The sequence below is a fragment of the Legionella sp. ST3F1 genome (assembly GCF_048553315.1).
GTDB lineage: Bacteria > Pseudomonadota > Gammaproteobacteria > Legionellales > Legionellaceae > Tatlockia > Tatlockia donaldsonii.
This window is the reverse complement of sequence record NZ_JBLZIO010000033.1, coordinates 1-15,870: the sequence shown is the minus strand read 5'-3', so window position 1 is coordinate 15,870 and position 15,870 is coordinate 1. Positions and strand designations below refer to the sequence as shown.

Below are 15,870 nucleotides of genomic sequence, written 5' to 3'. Positions count from 1 at the left end.
TCAACTTCTTCACCAACTTTAACGATACCACTCTCGATACGGCCTGTTACTACTGTTCCGCGTCCAGAGATTGAGAATACGTCTTCGATTGGTAACAAGAAGCTCTTGTCAATGTTACGTACTGGTTCGGGGATATATGAATCCATTGTCTCTACTAGCTTCTCAATCGCTGGTACGCCGATATCACTCGTGTCGCCTTCCAACGCTTTCAGTGCAGATCCAACTACAATTGGAATATCATCACCAGGAAATTCATAGCTGCTCAACAGATCGCGTACTTCCATCTCTACCAACTCAAGAAGCTCCGCATCATCAACCATGTCCGCCTTGTTCAAAAACACAACAATATAGGGCACACCAACCTGACGCGACAACAGAATGTGTTCCCTTGTCTGAGGCATTGGGCCATCTGCTGCTGATACAACCAGGATCGCTCCGTCCATCTGAGCCGCTCCGGTAATCATGTTCTTAACATAGTCAGCGTGACCTGGGCAATCTACGTGAGCGTAATGGCGGTTTGCTGATTCGTATTCAACGTGTGCTGTTGATATCGTAATTCCGCGCTCCCGCTCTTCTGGCGCCGCATCAATCTGATCGTACGCTTTCGCTGTACCACCATATTTCTTTGCCATAATCGTGGTAATCGCCGCTGTTAATGTCGTCTTACCATGATCTACGTGACCAATCGTGCCAACGTTAACGTGTGGCTTCTTACGCTCAAATTTTTCCTTCGCCATTTTCAATACCTCATTAACTTTTATTGTTTCTTGATAATTGCTTCAGCAATGTTTGCTGGTGCTTCTGAATATTTAGCAAACTCCATGGTGTAAGTAGCACGACCTTGAGTTGCTGAACGCAGGTCCGTTGCATAACCAAACATTTCAGCAAGTGGAACTTCTGCACGGACAATTTTACCCGCCGGAGAATCTTCCATCCCTTGAACCATACCTCTTCTACGATTAAGGTCACCCATGACATCACCCATGTAATCTTCAGGGGTAACTACCTCAACGTCCATTATTGGTTCAAGTAACACCGGCTTTGCTTTCAATGCACCTTGCCTGAAACATTGTGAACCAGCGATTTTAAATGCCATCTCGCTTGAATCCACTTCGTGGAAAGAACCATCAAACAACGTAACTTTGACGTCAACCACTGGATATCCAGCAATAACACCATTTTGCAACTGTTCTTGTACACCCTTATCAACCGCAGGAATGTATTCTTTGGGAATAACACCACCCACGATAGCATTTACAAACTCATAGCCAGCACCTGGCTCTTGAGGTTCTAGTTTCAGCCAAACGTGTCCATATTGACCACGCCCACCTGATTGACGAACAAATTTACCTTCTTGTTCAACACTGGCTTTCAAGGTTTCACGATAAGCAACCTGTGGCTTACCAACGTTGGCTTCCACATTAAACTCACGCTTCATACGGTCAACAATAATTTCCAAGTGCAATTCACCCATACCTTGAATAATTGTTTGGCCTGACTCTTCATCAGTATGAACACGGAAAGATGGATCTTCTTGTGCCAACTTGCCAAGAGCAATTGACATTTTTTCCTGATCAGCTTTTGTCCTGGGCTCCACAGCAACTGCGATCACCGGATCAGGGAAGTCCATTCGCTCAAGCGTTACTACCTTATCGACATCGCAAAGTGTATCGCCGGTAGTTACGTTTTTCAAACCTACTGCGGCAGCAATATCACCCGCTCTGACTTCTTTAATTTCTTCACGTGAATTAGCATGCATTTGCAGCAAACGACCAATACGCTCTTTTTTACCTTTTACAGGGTTGTATACTGTATCACCACTTCTAACAATACCCGAATAAGCACGGAAATAAGTCAAGTTACCAACGAACGGATCGGTAGCAATTTTAAATGCCAATGCAGAGAAAGGTTCATCATAAGATGTCTTTCTATGAATTTCTTCACCATCTTCATCAACACCTCGAATCGCGGGGATATCCAGTGGAGATGGCAGATACTCAACAACACCATCAAGAACAGCTTGTACACCTTTGTTCTTAAAGGCCGAACCACAGAAGACAGGAACAATTTCATTGTTAATTGTGCGTTTACGAAGTGCCTTCTTAATTTCTTCTTCTGTAAACTCCTCACCCTCGAGGTATTTTTCCATCAACTCTTCAGTAGCTTCAGCAGCTGCCTCAATGATTTTGGCACGGTACTCTTCACATTGAGCTTTCATATCTGCAGGTACTTCAACATATTTGAAGGTCATACCTTTAGACTCTTCATCCCACTCAATCGCTTTCATTTTGATAAGGTCAACAACCCCTTTAAATGAATCTTCAGCACCGATAGGCAACTGTACAACGACAGGATTTGAACCAAGGCGCTGCTTAATTTGAGTAACGACTCGCAGGAAATTAGCACCCATTCTATCCATTTTATTAACAAATACGATACGTGGCACACCATATTTGTCTGACTGACGCCACACTGTTTCTGATTGTGGCTCAACGCCAGAAACAGAGTCAAATACCACAACAGCACCATCAAGAACACGCAGAGAACGCTCTACCTCAATCATGAAGTCAACATGCCCTGGGGTATCAATAATATTGATACGATGAGGTGCAAAATTCTTGTCCATTCCGGGCCAGAAGCAGGTAGTTGCAGCGGACGTAATCGTAATCCCCCGCTCCTGCTCTTGAACCATCCAGTCCATTGTCGCAGCACCGTCATGTACTTCACCAATTTTATGCGAAACACCCGTATAAAACAGAACACGCTCAGTAGTGGTCGTCTTACCAGCATCAACGTGCGCGGCAATGCCAATATTTCTGTACAGTTCTAATGGAGTAGACACGACATACCTCTCTTTTAATTCCATCTAAAGTGCGCAAAGGCCTGGTTAGCTTTTGCCATTTTATGGGTGTCTTCACGTTTTTTTACAGCTGACCCTTTACTTTCAAAGGCATCCATCAATTCACCAGCCAAACGCAGCATCATGCCTTTTTCACCGCGTGAACGTGCTGCCTGCACAATCCAACGCATACCTAAAGCGATACTTCTATCAGTACGTACTTCTACTGGAACCTGATAGGTTGCGCCACCAACACGTCGTGAACGAACTTCAACGCTTGGTCGAACATTGTCAAGTGCCTGCTCGAAATAATTCAAAACTCCAGTAGCGCCGCCAGTACTGCCTTGCTCGCCACTCTCATCATCACTTTTCTTAGTCTTCTTAACACGGTCGTTCAGCAACTCCAACGCACCATAAATAATTTTTTCAGCAGTTGATTTTTTACCGCTAATCATCAGCACATTGATAAACTTTGCGAGCAATTCACTGTGATGCTTTGGATCAGGCAAAATCTCGCGTTTGGGGACTTCTCTTCTTCTTGGCATTTCTAGCTTCCTAAAATCAGATTATTTCTTATCTTTCGGTTTTTTGGTTCCGTACTTAGAACGGCCTTGTTTACGGTCGTTCACACCGGAAGTATCCAAACTACCGCGTACAGTGTGATAACGCACACCTGGTAAGTCCTTAACACGACCACCACGGATTAGTACTACAGAGTGTTCCTGCAAATTGTGGCCTTCACCACCGATGTATGAAGACACCTCAAAACCATTTGTCAAACGAACACGAGCAACCTTACGCATAGCTGAGTTAGGCTTTTTAGGTGTTGTGGTGTAAACACGTGTACATACACCCCGTCGTTGCGGACATGATTCCAATGCGGGAACGTTAGATTTTCTCTTGGCGTTCACGCGAGGCTTTCTTACTAACTGATTAATAGTAGCCATTTATTCTTAACTCCGAACTTTCAATTTGTATTTATTTCGAGTGCATAAGGAGGCCGGATTCTATATAGGTCCAGCGGGTTTGTCAAGTTCAAACCCACTGGTAATAGATCAGCTTTATTCATCATGACTGTCTGCATTAAGCGCTTCACTTAATGCATGTTGCACATCACTAGCAGTCACCATATGCGTATTATGCTCAGTACCTGCAGCAGCAGCAGCTTTCGCGCGCTTCGCTTTTCGGCCTTGATGATATGCGTAGCCAGTTCCTGCTGGAATCAGGCGACCTACCATCACGTTCTCTTTCAAACCACGCAAATCATCAACCTTTCCACTTACAGCCGCTTCCGTCAGAACACGAGTTGTTTCCTGGAATGACGCAGCGGAAATGAATGATTCAGTTGCCAAAGAGGCCTTAGTAATACCAAGTAATATAGGCGTACCTCGAGCCACTTCTTTTCCTTCAGCAGCGAGCCTATCATTTTCCTGCAACATCATGCTCTCTTCGACTTGCTCACCAACAAGGAATTTTGAATCTCCAGCAAACGTAATGACACGTTTACGTAACATCTGCCGAACGATTGTTTCAATGTGCTTGTCGTTAATCTTCACACCTTGTAAGCGGTATACGTCTTGTACTTCATTGACAATATAATTCGCCAAAGCGCCAACACCAAGCAAACGTAAAATATCGTGCGGATTAAGCGGTCCATCTGCTATTACCTCACCACGCTCAACATGCTCACCCTCAAAGACTGAAATATGACGCCATTTAGGAATGAGTTCTTCATGTGAATGTTGTTCAGACGCAGTTATTATCAACCGCCTCTTACCCTTAGTTTCCTTACCAAAATTCACTAGCCCAGAAGTTTCAGCCATAACAGCCGCATCTTTTGGCTTTCTCGCTTCAAACAAGTCAGCTACACGTGGTAGACCCCCGGTAATGTCGCGGGTCTTAGAACGCTCTTGTGGAATACGGGCAATAACATCCCCAATTCCCACTGCACTGCCATCTTCGAAATTAATAATTGCATCCACCGGCAAATAGTATTGTGCAGGAACATTCGTACCAGCCAGGTAGATATCATCACCATCATCAGAGACCAGTTTAACCATCGGGCGTAAATCACGGCCTGCAGCTGTGCGTTGCTTGGCATCAGTTACCACGATATTACTCAAACCGGTTAATTCATCAGTTTGGCGATTCATCGTTAACCCTTCGAGAAGATCGACAAACTTCAGACGGCCACTTACTTCTGAAATAACCGGGTGAGTATGTGGATCCCAAGTAGCAATAACCTGCCCAGCTTCTACAGCCATGTTGTCATGCACGGTTAAAACCGCACCATAAGGCAGTTTATAACGCTCTCTCTCTCGACCAAAATCATCAACAATGGAAACCTCACCTGACCGGGAAACAGCAACAAGGTTACTATTTTCGTGGGTTACAGTTTTGATGTTATGCAGGCGAATCACACCTTTATTCTTAATTTGAATATTGTTTGCTGCCGTCGCTCTTGATGCGGCTCCCCCAATGTGGAAAGTACGCATGGTTAACTGAGTTCCTGGCTCCCCGATTGATTGAGCAGCAATAATACCAACCGCTTCACCAGTATTGACTAAATGACCACGGGCTAAATCACGTCCATAACATTTAGCACAGAGGCCAAAGCGAGTATCACAGGTAATGGGTGAACGAACAGTAACCTGATCAACACCAAACTTCTCCAGTTCTTCAACCCAATCTTCATCCAGCAAGGTGCCTGTGGTAACAACCGGCTCATCCTGGTTAGGAACATAAACATCTTTAGCAACGACTCGGCCCAGTACACGCTCATGCAATGGCTCAACAATGTCACCGCCTTCAATCAACGGCTGCATCAAAATACCATTTTCTGTACCACAATCATCTTCTGTAATAACCACGTCCTGCGCCACATCAACCAATCGGCGAGTCAGGTAACCTGAGTTTGCTGTTTTTAATGCTGTATCAGCTAGACCTTTACGCGCTCCGTGGGTAGAAATAAAGTACTGGAATACGTTTAGACCTTCGCGGAAGTTAGCTGTAATTGGTGTCTCAATAATCGAGCCGTCTGGTGCAGCCATTAATCCCCGCATCCCGGCAAGCTGTCTGATCTGGGCAGCAGATCCTCTAGCACCGGAGTCGGCCATCATAAAGATGGGGTTAAAAGATTCTTGACGTGAAACCTTACCTGTACGGTCAACAACTTCTTCGGTGGCAATCTTGGCCATCATCGACTTGGCTACCATTTCGTTGGTTCGTGACCATATATCGATTACTTTGTTATAACGTTCGCCATTAGTAACGAGACCAGAACGGAACTGAGATTCAATCTCACGAACTTCATTGTCGGCCTGCTCAATGATCGACGCTTTATCATCCGGGATTTCCATATCCTCAATACCGATTGAAGCACCGGCTCGAGTTGCATACTTAAATCCAGTGTACATAAGTTGATCAGCAAAGATAACCGTTTCTTTCAAACCAAATTTACGGTAGCAACTGTCTACAACCTTAGTAATGGCCTTTTTGGTCATTGCCCTATTAATCTGTGCAAAAGGCATTCCCTTAGGCAGAATATCAGCAAGAATGCCGCGTCCCACAGTCGTCTCTACCAAGTGGAAGCCTTCACCATCCTCACGAGGCATTCTAATTTTCACTTTCGCATGGATATCTACATAACCTGCTTCATAAAAATTCTGGGCTTCTTGTGCACTTACAAAGATCTTACCTTCTCCCAGGGCATTTATGCGCTCACGCGTCAGGTAGTAAAGTCCCAACACTACGTCCTGGCTAGGTACAATAATCGGCTCACCGCTTGCTGGCGACAAAATATTATTTGTCGACATCATTAAGGAACGTGCCTCCAACTGTGCCTCTATGGTCAGTGGTACGTGCACTGCCATCTGGTCCCCGTCAAAGTCAGCGTTATATGCTGTACAGACTAGAGGATGTAATTGGATGGCCTTACCTTCAATTAATACAGGCTCAAATGCTTGAATACCAAGCCGATGCAGCGTCGGTGCACGGTTGAGTAGAATAGGATGTTCGCGAATAACGTCATCAAGAATATCCCAAACAACAGGCTCTTCTCTCTCAACCATTTTCTTGGCAGCTTTAATCGTGGTTGCCAAACCTCTAAATTCCAGCTTGCTAAAAATAAATGGCTTGAATAATTCCAAAGCCATTTTCTTTGGCAATCCACATTGATGCAGGCGTAAAGTTGGTCCCACTACAATTACAGAACGGCCAGAATAGTCAACACGCTTTCCTAGAAGGTTTTGGCGGAAACGACCTTGCTTCCCCTTAATCATATCTGCAAGAGATTTCAACGGACGCTTATTGGTACCAGTGATCGCACGACCACGACGACCATTGTCAAGCAAGGCATCAACTGATTCCTGCAACATTCTTTTTTCATTACGAACAATAATATCAGGTGCACTTAAATCAAGGAGTCTCTTCAAACGATTATTACGATTGATAACTCGTCGATAAAGATCGTTTAAGTCTGACGTGGCGAATCGTCCCCCATCAAGAGGTACAAGTGGGCGTAAATCCGGAGGAAGCACCGGCAACACATCCATGATCATCCACTCAGGCTTGTTTCCTGACTCATAAAATGCTTCGAGCAGCTTCAATCGCTTGGTGATCTTTTTAATCTTCGTTTCCGAATTCGTTGTCGGCAATTCTTCACGTAACGATTTAATTTCTTCTTCCAAATCAATTTGACGGAGTAAATCGCGAATTGCTTCAGCACCCATACGGGCATCAAATTCATCACCATATTGTTCCATGGCGTCAAGATAAACTTCATCATTCAGTAATTGGCCACGTTCCAATTCCGTCATACCCGGATCAACAACGACGAATGCTTCGAAATAGAGAACTCGTTCGATGTCACGCAGTGTCATATCAAGCAAAAGACCAATACGGGATGGCAATGATTTAAGGAACCAGATATGCGCTACTGGGCTCGCCAATTCAATATGCCCCATCCGTTCACGTCGAACTTTGGCAAGTGCGAGTTCAACCCCGCACTTTTCGCAGATAACACCACGGTGTTTAAGACGCTTATATTTACCGCATAAGCACTCATAGTCTTTTACTGGACCAAACGTTTTCGCACAGAATAATCCATCACGCTCAGGTTTGAACGTGCGGTAATTGATAGTCTCTGGCTTTTTCACCTCACCATAGGACCATGAACGAATTAAATCAGGTGAAGCCAACGCAATTTTAATTGCATCAAATTCTTCACTTTGTCCCTGTTGTTTGAGGATACCAAGCAGGTCACTCATTACAGGCGGTTTTCTCATCGGGTCTAGAGTAGCCAAGTCTATGCCTCCAAAAATTTATTAGTCAGAATTATTCAGTGAACGATTAGTCGTGATCCAATTCGATATCAATCCCCAACGCCCTTATTTCTTTCAGTAACACATTGAAAGACTCAGGCATACCAGGATCCATTCGATGATCGCCATCGACTATGTTTTTATATATCTTTGTCCTTCCACCGACATCATCCGATTTAACTGTTAACATCTCTTGCAACGTATAAGCGGCACCGTAAGCCTCTAAGGCCCACACTTCCATCTCCCCAAACCGTTGACCACCAAATTGTGCCTTTCCACCAAGAGGTTGCTGGGTTACCAGACTATACGATCCCGTTGAACGGGCATGCATTTTGTCATCAACTAGATGGTTCAGCTTGAGCATATACATATAACCAACGGTTACTGGATTATCAAATTGCTTACCAGTTCTTCCGTCGAACAATATTGTCTTCCCATCAGCAGGTAAACCGGCTAACTCGAGCATGGATTTAATTTCTGCCTCGCTTGCACCATCAAAAACTGGCGTTGCCATGGGAACACCTTCTCTCAGGTTATCCGCCAGCAGCATCAATTCGCTATCATCCAGACTATCGAGGCGTACACGTTCCTGATCATCATGATTATATATTTTTCCTAAATAATCTCTGATCTCACCGGTAGAGCCTTGATTATCCAATAGTGCAGCAATTCTATGGCCAAGCCCTTTAGCAGCCAGACCAAGATGGGTTTCCAATACCTGCCCGATATTCATACGCGAAGGTACCCCCAATGGGTTTAGTACGATATCTACAGCCGTACCGTCTTCCATATAAGGCATGTCTTCCACTGGAACAACGATCGAGATAACCCCTTTGTTTCCGTGCCGTCCAGCCATCTTGTCACCAGGCTGTATACGACGCTTAACAGCTAGATAGACTTTAACAATCTTCAATACGCCAGGAGCTAAATCATCCCCCTGAATTATTTTTTTACGGCTATCGTTAAAGCGCTTTTCCATTTCCTTGCTGAGTAACTCTAATTGCTTGGAAAGCTGTTCCAATTGCTGGCTGACAGCATCATCATCAACATGAATATCAAACCATTTTTCCCTGTCGACTTTTTCTAAATGTGCTGCAGTAATTTTAGTTCCAGCTTTTATTGCGCCTGGTCCACCAGTCGCAGATTTATTCAACAGCAAGGTGTTTACGCGATGATAAATATCTTCTTCGCGGATACGGCGCTCGTCGATCAGATCCTTCCGAACTCGTGCCAGATGCTCTTCTTCAATACTCTTGGCACGTTCATCTTTTTCAAGACCATCACGTGTAAAGACTTGGACATCGATTACGGTTCCATTCATTCCAGAAGGAACACGCAGAGAAGAATCCTTCACATCAGATGCCTTCTCACCGAAAATAGCACGTAATAGTTTTTCTTCCGGGGTAAGTTGTGTTTCACCTTTTGGTGTTACCTTACCCACCAAAATATCACCCGCACTAACCTCTGCACCAATATAGACAACACCAGACTCATCCAGATTAGCCAAAGCTGATTCACCCACATTAGGAATATCAGCTGTAATTTCTTCTGTACCTAGTTTGGTATCCCTGGCAATACAAGTTAATTCTTCGATGTGGATCGTAGTAAATCTGTCTTCTTGTACGATTCGTTCAGAAATCAGAATAGAATCCTCGAAGTTGTAACCATTCCAGGGCATGAAAGCAACTAACAAATTTTGTCCCAGAGCAAGCTCACCCATGTCAGTACATGGACCGTCAGCAAGCACATCACCACGCTGGATACGATCACCGGCAGAAACAATCGGCCTTTGATTGATACAAGTATCCTGGTTTGAACGAAAGTACTTTGTCAGGTTATAAATATCAACACCAGCCTCACCTGCTGTTGTTTCGTCATCATTGACGCGGACAACAATACGGGAAGCATCTACTAAATCAATAATACCACCACGCTTCGCAACAACCGACACACCTGAGTCGGAAGCAACTGTGCGCTCCATACCAGTTCCTACCAACGGCTTTTCAGAACGCAAGGTCGGTACAGCTTGACGTTGCATGTTTGAGCCCATCAAAGCTCGGTTAGCATCATCATGCTCCAAGAATGGAATTAGCGATGCAGCCACAGAAACGATTTGCTTAGGTGACACATCCATATAGTTAATCTTATCTGGCGTTGTCAGTGAAAATTCGTTCTGGTGTCTGCACGGTACGAGATCAGCAAGGATTTTACCTTTTGCGTCCACTTCAACACTTGATTGAGCAATGTACTGATCAACCTCTTCAATTGCGGAGAGATATTCGATTTCATCAGTAACATGACCATCAATCACTTTTCGGCAAGGTGTCTCAATAAAGCCGTAATCATTTGTACGCGCATAAACAGACAACGAGTTAATCAAACCAATGTTTGGCCCTTCAGGCGTCTCAATCGGACAAACTCGACCATAATGCGTTGTATGAACGTCACGAACCTCAAAACCGGCACGTTCCCGGGTTAAGCCGCCTGGGCCAAGGGCCGAAACACGGCGCTTATGAGTAACACCTGACAGCGGGTTAACTTGATCCATGAACTGCGATAATTGGCTGGACCCAAAGAACTCTTTGATCGCAGCAGAGACTGGTTTAGCATTAATCAGATCCTGCGGCATCAAATTTTCTGACTCAACTAAACTCAAACGTTCTTTAACTGCGCGTTCCACACGGACCAAACCAACGCGAAATTGGTTTTCAGCCATTTCACCAACGCTACGTACACGACGGTTACCAAGGTGGTCAATATCATCAACCATACCAATACCGTTACGAATATCGATGAGCGTTTTGATAACAGCAAGAATATCTTCTTTAGTTAGAGTACCTGGGCCAGTATCATCTTTCCGACCTACACGTCGGTTAAATTTCATACGACCGACTGCCGATAAATCGTAGCGATCTTCAGCAAAGAAAAGATTTTTGAATAGGGCTTCTGCAGCTTCCTTAGTCGGAGGCTCTCCTGGGCGCATCATTCTATAGATTTCAACCAAAGCCTCAAGCTGACTAGCGGTAGGATCTATCTTCAACGTATCGGAAATATATGAACCATGATCCAGATCATTGGTATAGATCATTTCAAAACTGAAAATTCCTTGTTCAGCAAGTTGGTCTAGTAACTCAGCGGTCACTTCATCATTGGCCTGAGCAAGCACTTCGCCAGTTTCTGTATTAACAACATGTTTTGCCAGAATTTTACCAATCAAATAATCTCTTGGAACAACGAGATCCTGCATGTTGCTCTTTTCCATCTGCTTAATGTGACGGGCAGTAATCCGGCGACCTAACTCAACAATTAACTCACCAGTTTCTGGAACAACAATGTCAAAAGAAGCAATTTCACCCCGAAGTCTGGCGGGAATTAAATTAATATGGAATTCGCCATTTCGTAATTGGCAATAGGTGGATTCAAAAAACTCACCTAAGATCTCTTCTGTTTCATAGCCTAAAGCACGCAATAAAATAGTCACAGGTAACTTGCGACGTCTATCAATTCGCACAAAAACGCAATCCTTGGGATCTAATTCAAAATCCAACCATGAGCCACGGTAAGGTATTGTACGGGCAGAATACAGCAACTTCCCAGAGGAATGTGTCTTACCCTTATCATGTTCAAAGATAACGCCAGGTGAACGATGTAATTGAGATACAACAACGCGCTCTGTACCATTAACAACAAAAGTACCCACGTCAGTCATTAAGGGTATTTCACCCATGAAAACATCTTGTTCGCGAATATCTTTAATAGGCTTAGGCTCGCCTGCAGCATCCTTATCCAGGACAACGAGTCGTATTTTTACGCGCAGAGGGGCTGAATAAGTTAACCCTCGCAGTTTACATTCCTTTACGTCAAATGCCGGCTCACCCAATTTATAGCTCACGTACTCTAGTCGAGCATTACCCGAAAAACTTTCAATAGGAAATACTGACGAGAACGCAGCGTGCAGACCAGTATTTTGCTGCTCACTCTTGGGATCGATCTGTAAAAAATCACTATAGGACTTTAGCTGGATCTCAAGCAAATTAGGAATTTTCATCTTATCTGCTTGCCTACCAAAGCTTTTGCGAAATCGTTTTTTCTCAGCATGTGAATATTGAGGTTTAGCTTTTGCAATTGCCATGGTGGTTCCTCTGTAAATTATTGATGTCATCAAACACACAAACCCAGCCATGTGACCATGGCCGGGTTTTTATACATATAAACAACGGTATTACTTAACGTCGACAGACGCGCCAGCTTCTTCAAGCTTCTTCTTAATGTCAGCGGCTTCGTCTTTAGATACACCTTCTTTAATTGTTGAAGGAGCACCTTCTACTAAGTCTTTAGCTTCTTTCAAGCCCAGACCAGTAATTTCACGCACTGCTTTAATAACGCCTACTTTGTTAGCACCAAAGCTTGACATTACTACATCAAACTCAGTCTTTTCTTCAACAGCAGCAGCGGCACCAGCAGCTGGTGCAGCAACAGCAACAGCAGCGGCAGCAGCAGATACGTTGAATTTCTTTTCCATTGCTTCGATAAGTTCTACAACTTCCATTACAGACATTTTAGAAATTGTGTCAAGAATGTCGTTTTGAGATACAGCCATTTCTAGCTCCTAAGTTAAAATATTAAAAGATTATGTGGTTTATTACTTTGTGTCTTTAACAGCAGCAACCGTTCTAACCAATTTGGTATGCGGGGCTGCAAGTGTACGGACAAACTTCTCAACAGGCGCTTTCATCACATACAGCAACTTGGCTAACGCCTCATCACGAGTTGGCAAGCTAGCAACCGCATCAAGCTGATCGGCTTCATAAACCTTACCACTCACTGCTAATGCTTTGATTTCAAGCTTATCAAATGTTTTAACAAAGTCCTTTAGCATTCTTGCTGCATCACTTGGTGCTTCAAGTGACAATGCAATAAACAGAGGACCTACCAACTTGTCACTTAAGCAAGCAAATTCGGTTTTTTCAAAAGCTCTGCGGGCAAGTGTATTTGGCACTACTCGCATGTAAACACCGGCTTTGCGTGCTCCGCTACGGAGCTGGGTCATTTGATTCACTGTTAAACCACGATAATCAGCAACGACTGCCGAAATAGCCTTAGAAGCAACTACAGTCACTTCTTCAACAACAGCTTTCTTTGCAGCTAATGTTAACGTCACGTTACTGACCTCCTAAGTTGTGCAAATCCCATGGATTTGACAGTTATGGTGGCCGTCTCGGAGAGTTCCGGAGCCGGTTCACCGTCTGCGCAGGAAATTAAGCCTTCGGCACCTGCGGTCTTCGACGGCATCGAACCATGTCTATGCCGTGAAAGCGTTTTAAAGGGCGATATATGTTACACGGGTATTGTAGCAATATCAATAGGCAAACCCGGCCCCATCGTGGTAGAAAATGATATTTTCTTAAAATACACACCCTTTGAAGAAGCTGGCTTCGCTTTACGTAGATCCGCCATCAATGCAGAAATGTTAGTTAACAAATCATCTGCACTAAAATCTGCTTTGCCGACTGAACAGTGGATAATACCATTCTTATCTGTTCGATAACGAACCTGACCAGACTTGGCATCGTTAACAGCCGCTTCGACATTCATTGTTACAGTGCCAACCTTGGGGTTAGGCATCAAACCACGGGGGCCTAGAATTTGTCCAAGTTGCCCTACAATGCGCATTGCATCTGGCGTTGCAATGACAACGTCAAAATTCATTTCGCCGGCTTTAATTTGTTCAGCTAAATCTTCAAACCCAACCAAATCAGCGCCAGCATTTTTTGCCTTAGTCGCGTTGTCGCCTTGCGCAAATACTGCAACACGTACAGTTTTTCCTGTACCTTTTGGTAGGTTAGTTGATGAACGTACAACCTGATCAGATTTACGTGGATCAACACCAAGATTGAAACTTACATCAAAACTTTCTTTAAATTTACTACTAGCAAATTCCTTTAACACCTCAATCGCTTCAACTGCGTTATAGAGATGATTAAGCTTGACTTTTTCACGAATTTTTTGCTGTTTTTTACTTAACTTAGCCATGGTAACCCCTTATTCAATACCTTCAACCTCAATACCCATGCTGCGTGCAGTTCCCGCAATCGTGCGTACTGCCGCGTCTAAACTACCCGCTGTAAGATCAGGCTCTTTTGTTTTAGCAATCTCTTCAAGTTGAGCACGGTTAAGCTTAGCGACTTTCTTGGTATTGGGAGTTCCACTTCCACTTTGGATACCTGCTTGCTTTTTAAGCAACACAGAGGCTGGTGGTGTCTTGGTTATAAAGGTAAAGCTGCGATCACTGTATACGGTAATCACTACAGGCGTAGGCAAGCCCTGTTCCATATTTTGAGTTTGCGCATTAAAAGCCTTACAGAACTCCATGATGTTAACACCACGTTGTCCCAAAGCAGGACCAACAGGTGGGCTTGGATTAGCCTTACCAGCTGGAATTTGCAATTTTATATATGCTTCTACTTTTTTAGCCATCATTACTCCTCTTGGGTATAACGCCATTTCATAATTACCCTTAAAGCATCAAGGGCAGATACTAATTTGACTCCCCGGTTAACATACAAACAAATTACGTCTTTTCTACTTGACTGAACTCAAGTTCAACCGGTGTAGAACGACCAAATATGAGTACTGCCACTCGCAGCCTGCTTTTCTCATAGTTGACCTCTTCGACAACACCGTTGAAATCAACAAATGGTCCATCTTTAACTCGCACCACCTCACCTGGTTCAAACAGAATCTTCGGTCTAGGTTTAGTAACACCATCTTCAACACGTTGCAGAATTGCTCGAGCTTCCTTATCGGAAATAGGAGTCGGCGTTTGACTAGTCCCACCAATAAAGCCCAAGACACGTGGAATTGCGCGAATCATATGCCAGGTTTCATCATCCATAACCATATTCACCAGCACATAGCCAGGAAAAAATTTGCGGGTACTTTTCCTTTTTTGACCTGCCCGCATTTCAACAACTTCTTCTGATGGAACGACTACTTCACCTATTCTATCTTGCAGGTTGTGGTGTTCTGCACGTGACTTTATTTCACGCATAACAAAATTTTCATGACCTGAATAGGCATGAACCACATACCATTGTTTAGTTTTTTGCTCTTCCACCGTATTATCAACCCAAATGTGTTAATTTAGCGATTACCCACATCATGCCAGAATCAATACCCCACAGAATGAATCCAGTGACAGCAACCATGATCATAACAATTGATGTAGTTTGAACGGTTTCCTGACGTGTTGGCCAGACTACCTTTTGCAACTCTATCTTTGCGTCTTTTGCAAATGCGAAGACTTCTTTACCTTTGGATGTAAAAAAGCCTAACAATCCTGTCAACACAAACCAACCGAGCCAGATAATGACTTTTACAGGACCTGAGAAATTAAAGTAATATGTACAGAAAAAGGCTAAAATTGCGATTAGCCCGATACTAAACCACAACATAATTTCTTTAAAGTTCATAGTGGAACCATTCGTATTTTTCATAATTATCTAGTAGTTGGCAGGCCAGGAGGGAATCGAACCCCCAACCTGCGGTTTTGGAGACCGCCGCTCTGCCAATTGAGCTACTGGCCTATCTTACATCTTGGTGTGAAACCCTGAAGTTTCACACCATCAATCACTTACTCAATGATTTTTGCGACTACACCGGCACCAACTGTGCGGCCACCTTCACGAATTGCGAAACGCAATCCTTCGT

General features: G+C 44.0%; 13 protein-coding genes and 1 tRNA gene. All 14 read right to left on the bottom strand.

Going from position 1 to position 15,870, the window contains the following annotated elements:
* The coding region (locus tag ACN4Z1_RS15610) for an elongation factor Tu (RefSeq protein WP_419423051.1) at positions 1-737 on the bottom strand (737 nt) is incomplete at its 3' end.
* A 20-nt stretch (positions 738-757) separates the two neighbouring features.
* Positions 758-2,866, bottom strand: a complete 2,109-nt coding sequence (gene fusA, locus ACN4Z1_RS15605; RefSeq protein ID WP_228363742.1) for an elongation factor G — start codon at positions 2,864-2,866, stop codon at positions 758-760.
* On the bottom strand, positions 2,857-3,384 hold the full coding sequence (gene rpsG, locus ACN4Z1_RS15600) for a 30S ribosomal protein S7 (RefSeq protein ID WP_115220231.1): 528 nt from the start codon (positions 3,382-3,384) through the stop codon (positions 2,857-2,859). The genes fusA and rpsG overlap by 10 nt, the downstream gene beginning before the upstream one ends.
* Positions 3,385-3,405: 21 nt before the next feature.
* Positions 3,406-3,786, bottom strand: a complete 381-nt coding sequence (gene rpsL / locus ACN4Z1_RS15595) for a 30S ribosomal protein S12 (protein WP_058444522.1) — start codon at positions 3,784-3,786, stop codon at positions 3,406-3,408.
* A 114-nt stretch (positions 3,787-3,900) separates the two neighbouring features.
* The gene (rpoC, locus tag ACN4Z1_RS15590) at positions 3,901-8,106 is read right to left on the bottom strand and encodes a DNA-directed RNA polymerase subunit beta' (RefSeq protein ID WP_228364087.1); all 4,206 of its coding nucleotides are present in this window, start codon (positions 8,104-8,106) and stop codon (positions 3,901-3,903) included.
* An 82-nt stretch (positions 8,107-8,188) separates the two neighbouring features.
* Positions 8,189-12,292, bottom strand: a complete 4,104-nt coding sequence (gene rpoB, locus ACN4Z1_RS15585; protein ID WP_228363741.1) for a DNA-directed RNA polymerase subunit beta — start codon at positions 12,290-12,292, stop codon at positions 8,189-8,191.
* A gap of 90 nt (positions 12,293-12,382) precedes the next feature.
* Positions 12,383-12,760: a 50S ribosomal protein L7/L12 gene (rplL, locus tag ACN4Z1_RS15580; RefSeq protein WP_228363740.1), complete on the bottom strand. Its 378-nt coding sequence runs from the start codon at positions 12,758-12,760 to the stop codon at positions 12,383-12,385.
* Between the two features lie 42 nt (positions 12,761-12,802).
* Complete coding sequence (gene rplJ / locus ACN4Z1_RS15575; protein WP_058444516.1) at positions 12,803-13,321, bottom strand: 50S ribosomal protein L10; 519 nt, start codon at positions 13,319-13,321, stop codon at positions 12,803-12,805.
* Positions 13,322-13,497: 176 nt separating this feature from the next.
* Entirely contained in the window at positions 13,498-14,193 is a 696-nt protein-coding gene (gene rplA / locus ACN4Z1_RS15570) for a 50S ribosomal protein L1 (RefSeq protein WP_115220227.1), read from the bottom strand.
* Between the two features lie 9 nt (positions 14,194-14,202).
* On the bottom strand, positions 14,203-14,637 hold the full coding sequence (rplK, locus tag ACN4Z1_RS15565; protein WP_058444512.1) for a 50S ribosomal protein L11: 435 nt from the start codon (positions 14,635-14,637) through the stop codon (positions 14,203-14,205).
* Positions 14,638-14,731: 94 nt separating this feature from the next.
* The gene (gene nusG, locus ACN4Z1_RS15560; RefSeq protein WP_115220226.1) at positions 14,732-15,277 is read right to left on the bottom strand and encodes a transcription termination/antitermination protein NusG; all 546 of its coding nucleotides are present in this window, start codon (positions 15,275-15,277) and stop codon (positions 14,732-14,734) included.
* A gap of 7 nt (positions 15,278-15,284) precedes the next feature.
* The gene (secE, locus tag ACN4Z1_RS15555; RefSeq protein WP_419386789.1) at positions 15,285-15,632 is read right to left on the bottom strand and encodes a preprotein translocase subunit SecE; all 348 of its coding nucleotides are present in this window, start codon (positions 15,630-15,632) and stop codon (positions 15,285-15,287) included.
* A 38-nt stretch (positions 15,633-15,670) separates the two neighbouring features.
* Positions 15,671-15,746 (bottom strand) — tRNA-Trp (locus tag ACN4Z1_RS15550).
* A 47-nt stretch (positions 15,747-15,793) separates the two neighbouring features.
* Positions 15,794-15,870 (bottom strand): hypothetical protein (locus ACN4Z1_RS15545; RefSeq protein WP_201785588.1); only part of this gene is annotated, 77 nt, incomplete at its 5' end.

Coding starts and splice junctions, on each gene's coding strand:
- rpsL (WP_058444522.1), bottom strand. CDS start 3,786: ATGGCTACTATTAATCAGTTAGTAAGAAAGCCTCGCGTGAACGCCAAG.
- rpsG (WP_115220231.1), bottom strand. CDS start 3,384: ATGCCAAGAAGAAGAGAAGTCCCCAAACGCGAGATTTTGCCTGATCCA.
- rpoC (WP_228364087.1), bottom strand. CDS start 8,106: ATGAGTGACCTGCTTGGTATCCTCAAACAACAGGGACAAAGTGAAGAA.
- secE (WP_419386789.1), bottom strand. CDS start 15,632: ATGAACTTTAAAGAAATTATGTTGTGGTTTAGTATCGGGCTAATCGCA.
- rplK (WP_058444512.1), bottom strand. CDS start 14,637: ATGGCTAAAAAAGTAGAAGCATATATAAAATTGCAAATTCCAGCTGGT.
- rplL (WP_228363740.1), bottom strand. CDS start 12,760: ATGGCTGTATCTCAAAACGACATTCTTGACACAATTTCTAAAATGTCT.
- fusA (WP_228363742.1), bottom strand. CDS start 2,866: ATGGAATTAAAAGAGAGGTATGTCGTGTCTACTCCATTAGAACTGTAC.
- rpoB (WP_228363741.1), bottom strand. CDS start 12,292: ATGGCAATTGCAAAAGCTAAACCTCAATATTCACATGCTGAGAAAAAA.
- rplA (WP_115220227.1), bottom strand. CDS start 14,193: ATGGCTAAGTTAAGTAAAAAACAGCAAAAAATTCGTGAAAAAGTCAAG.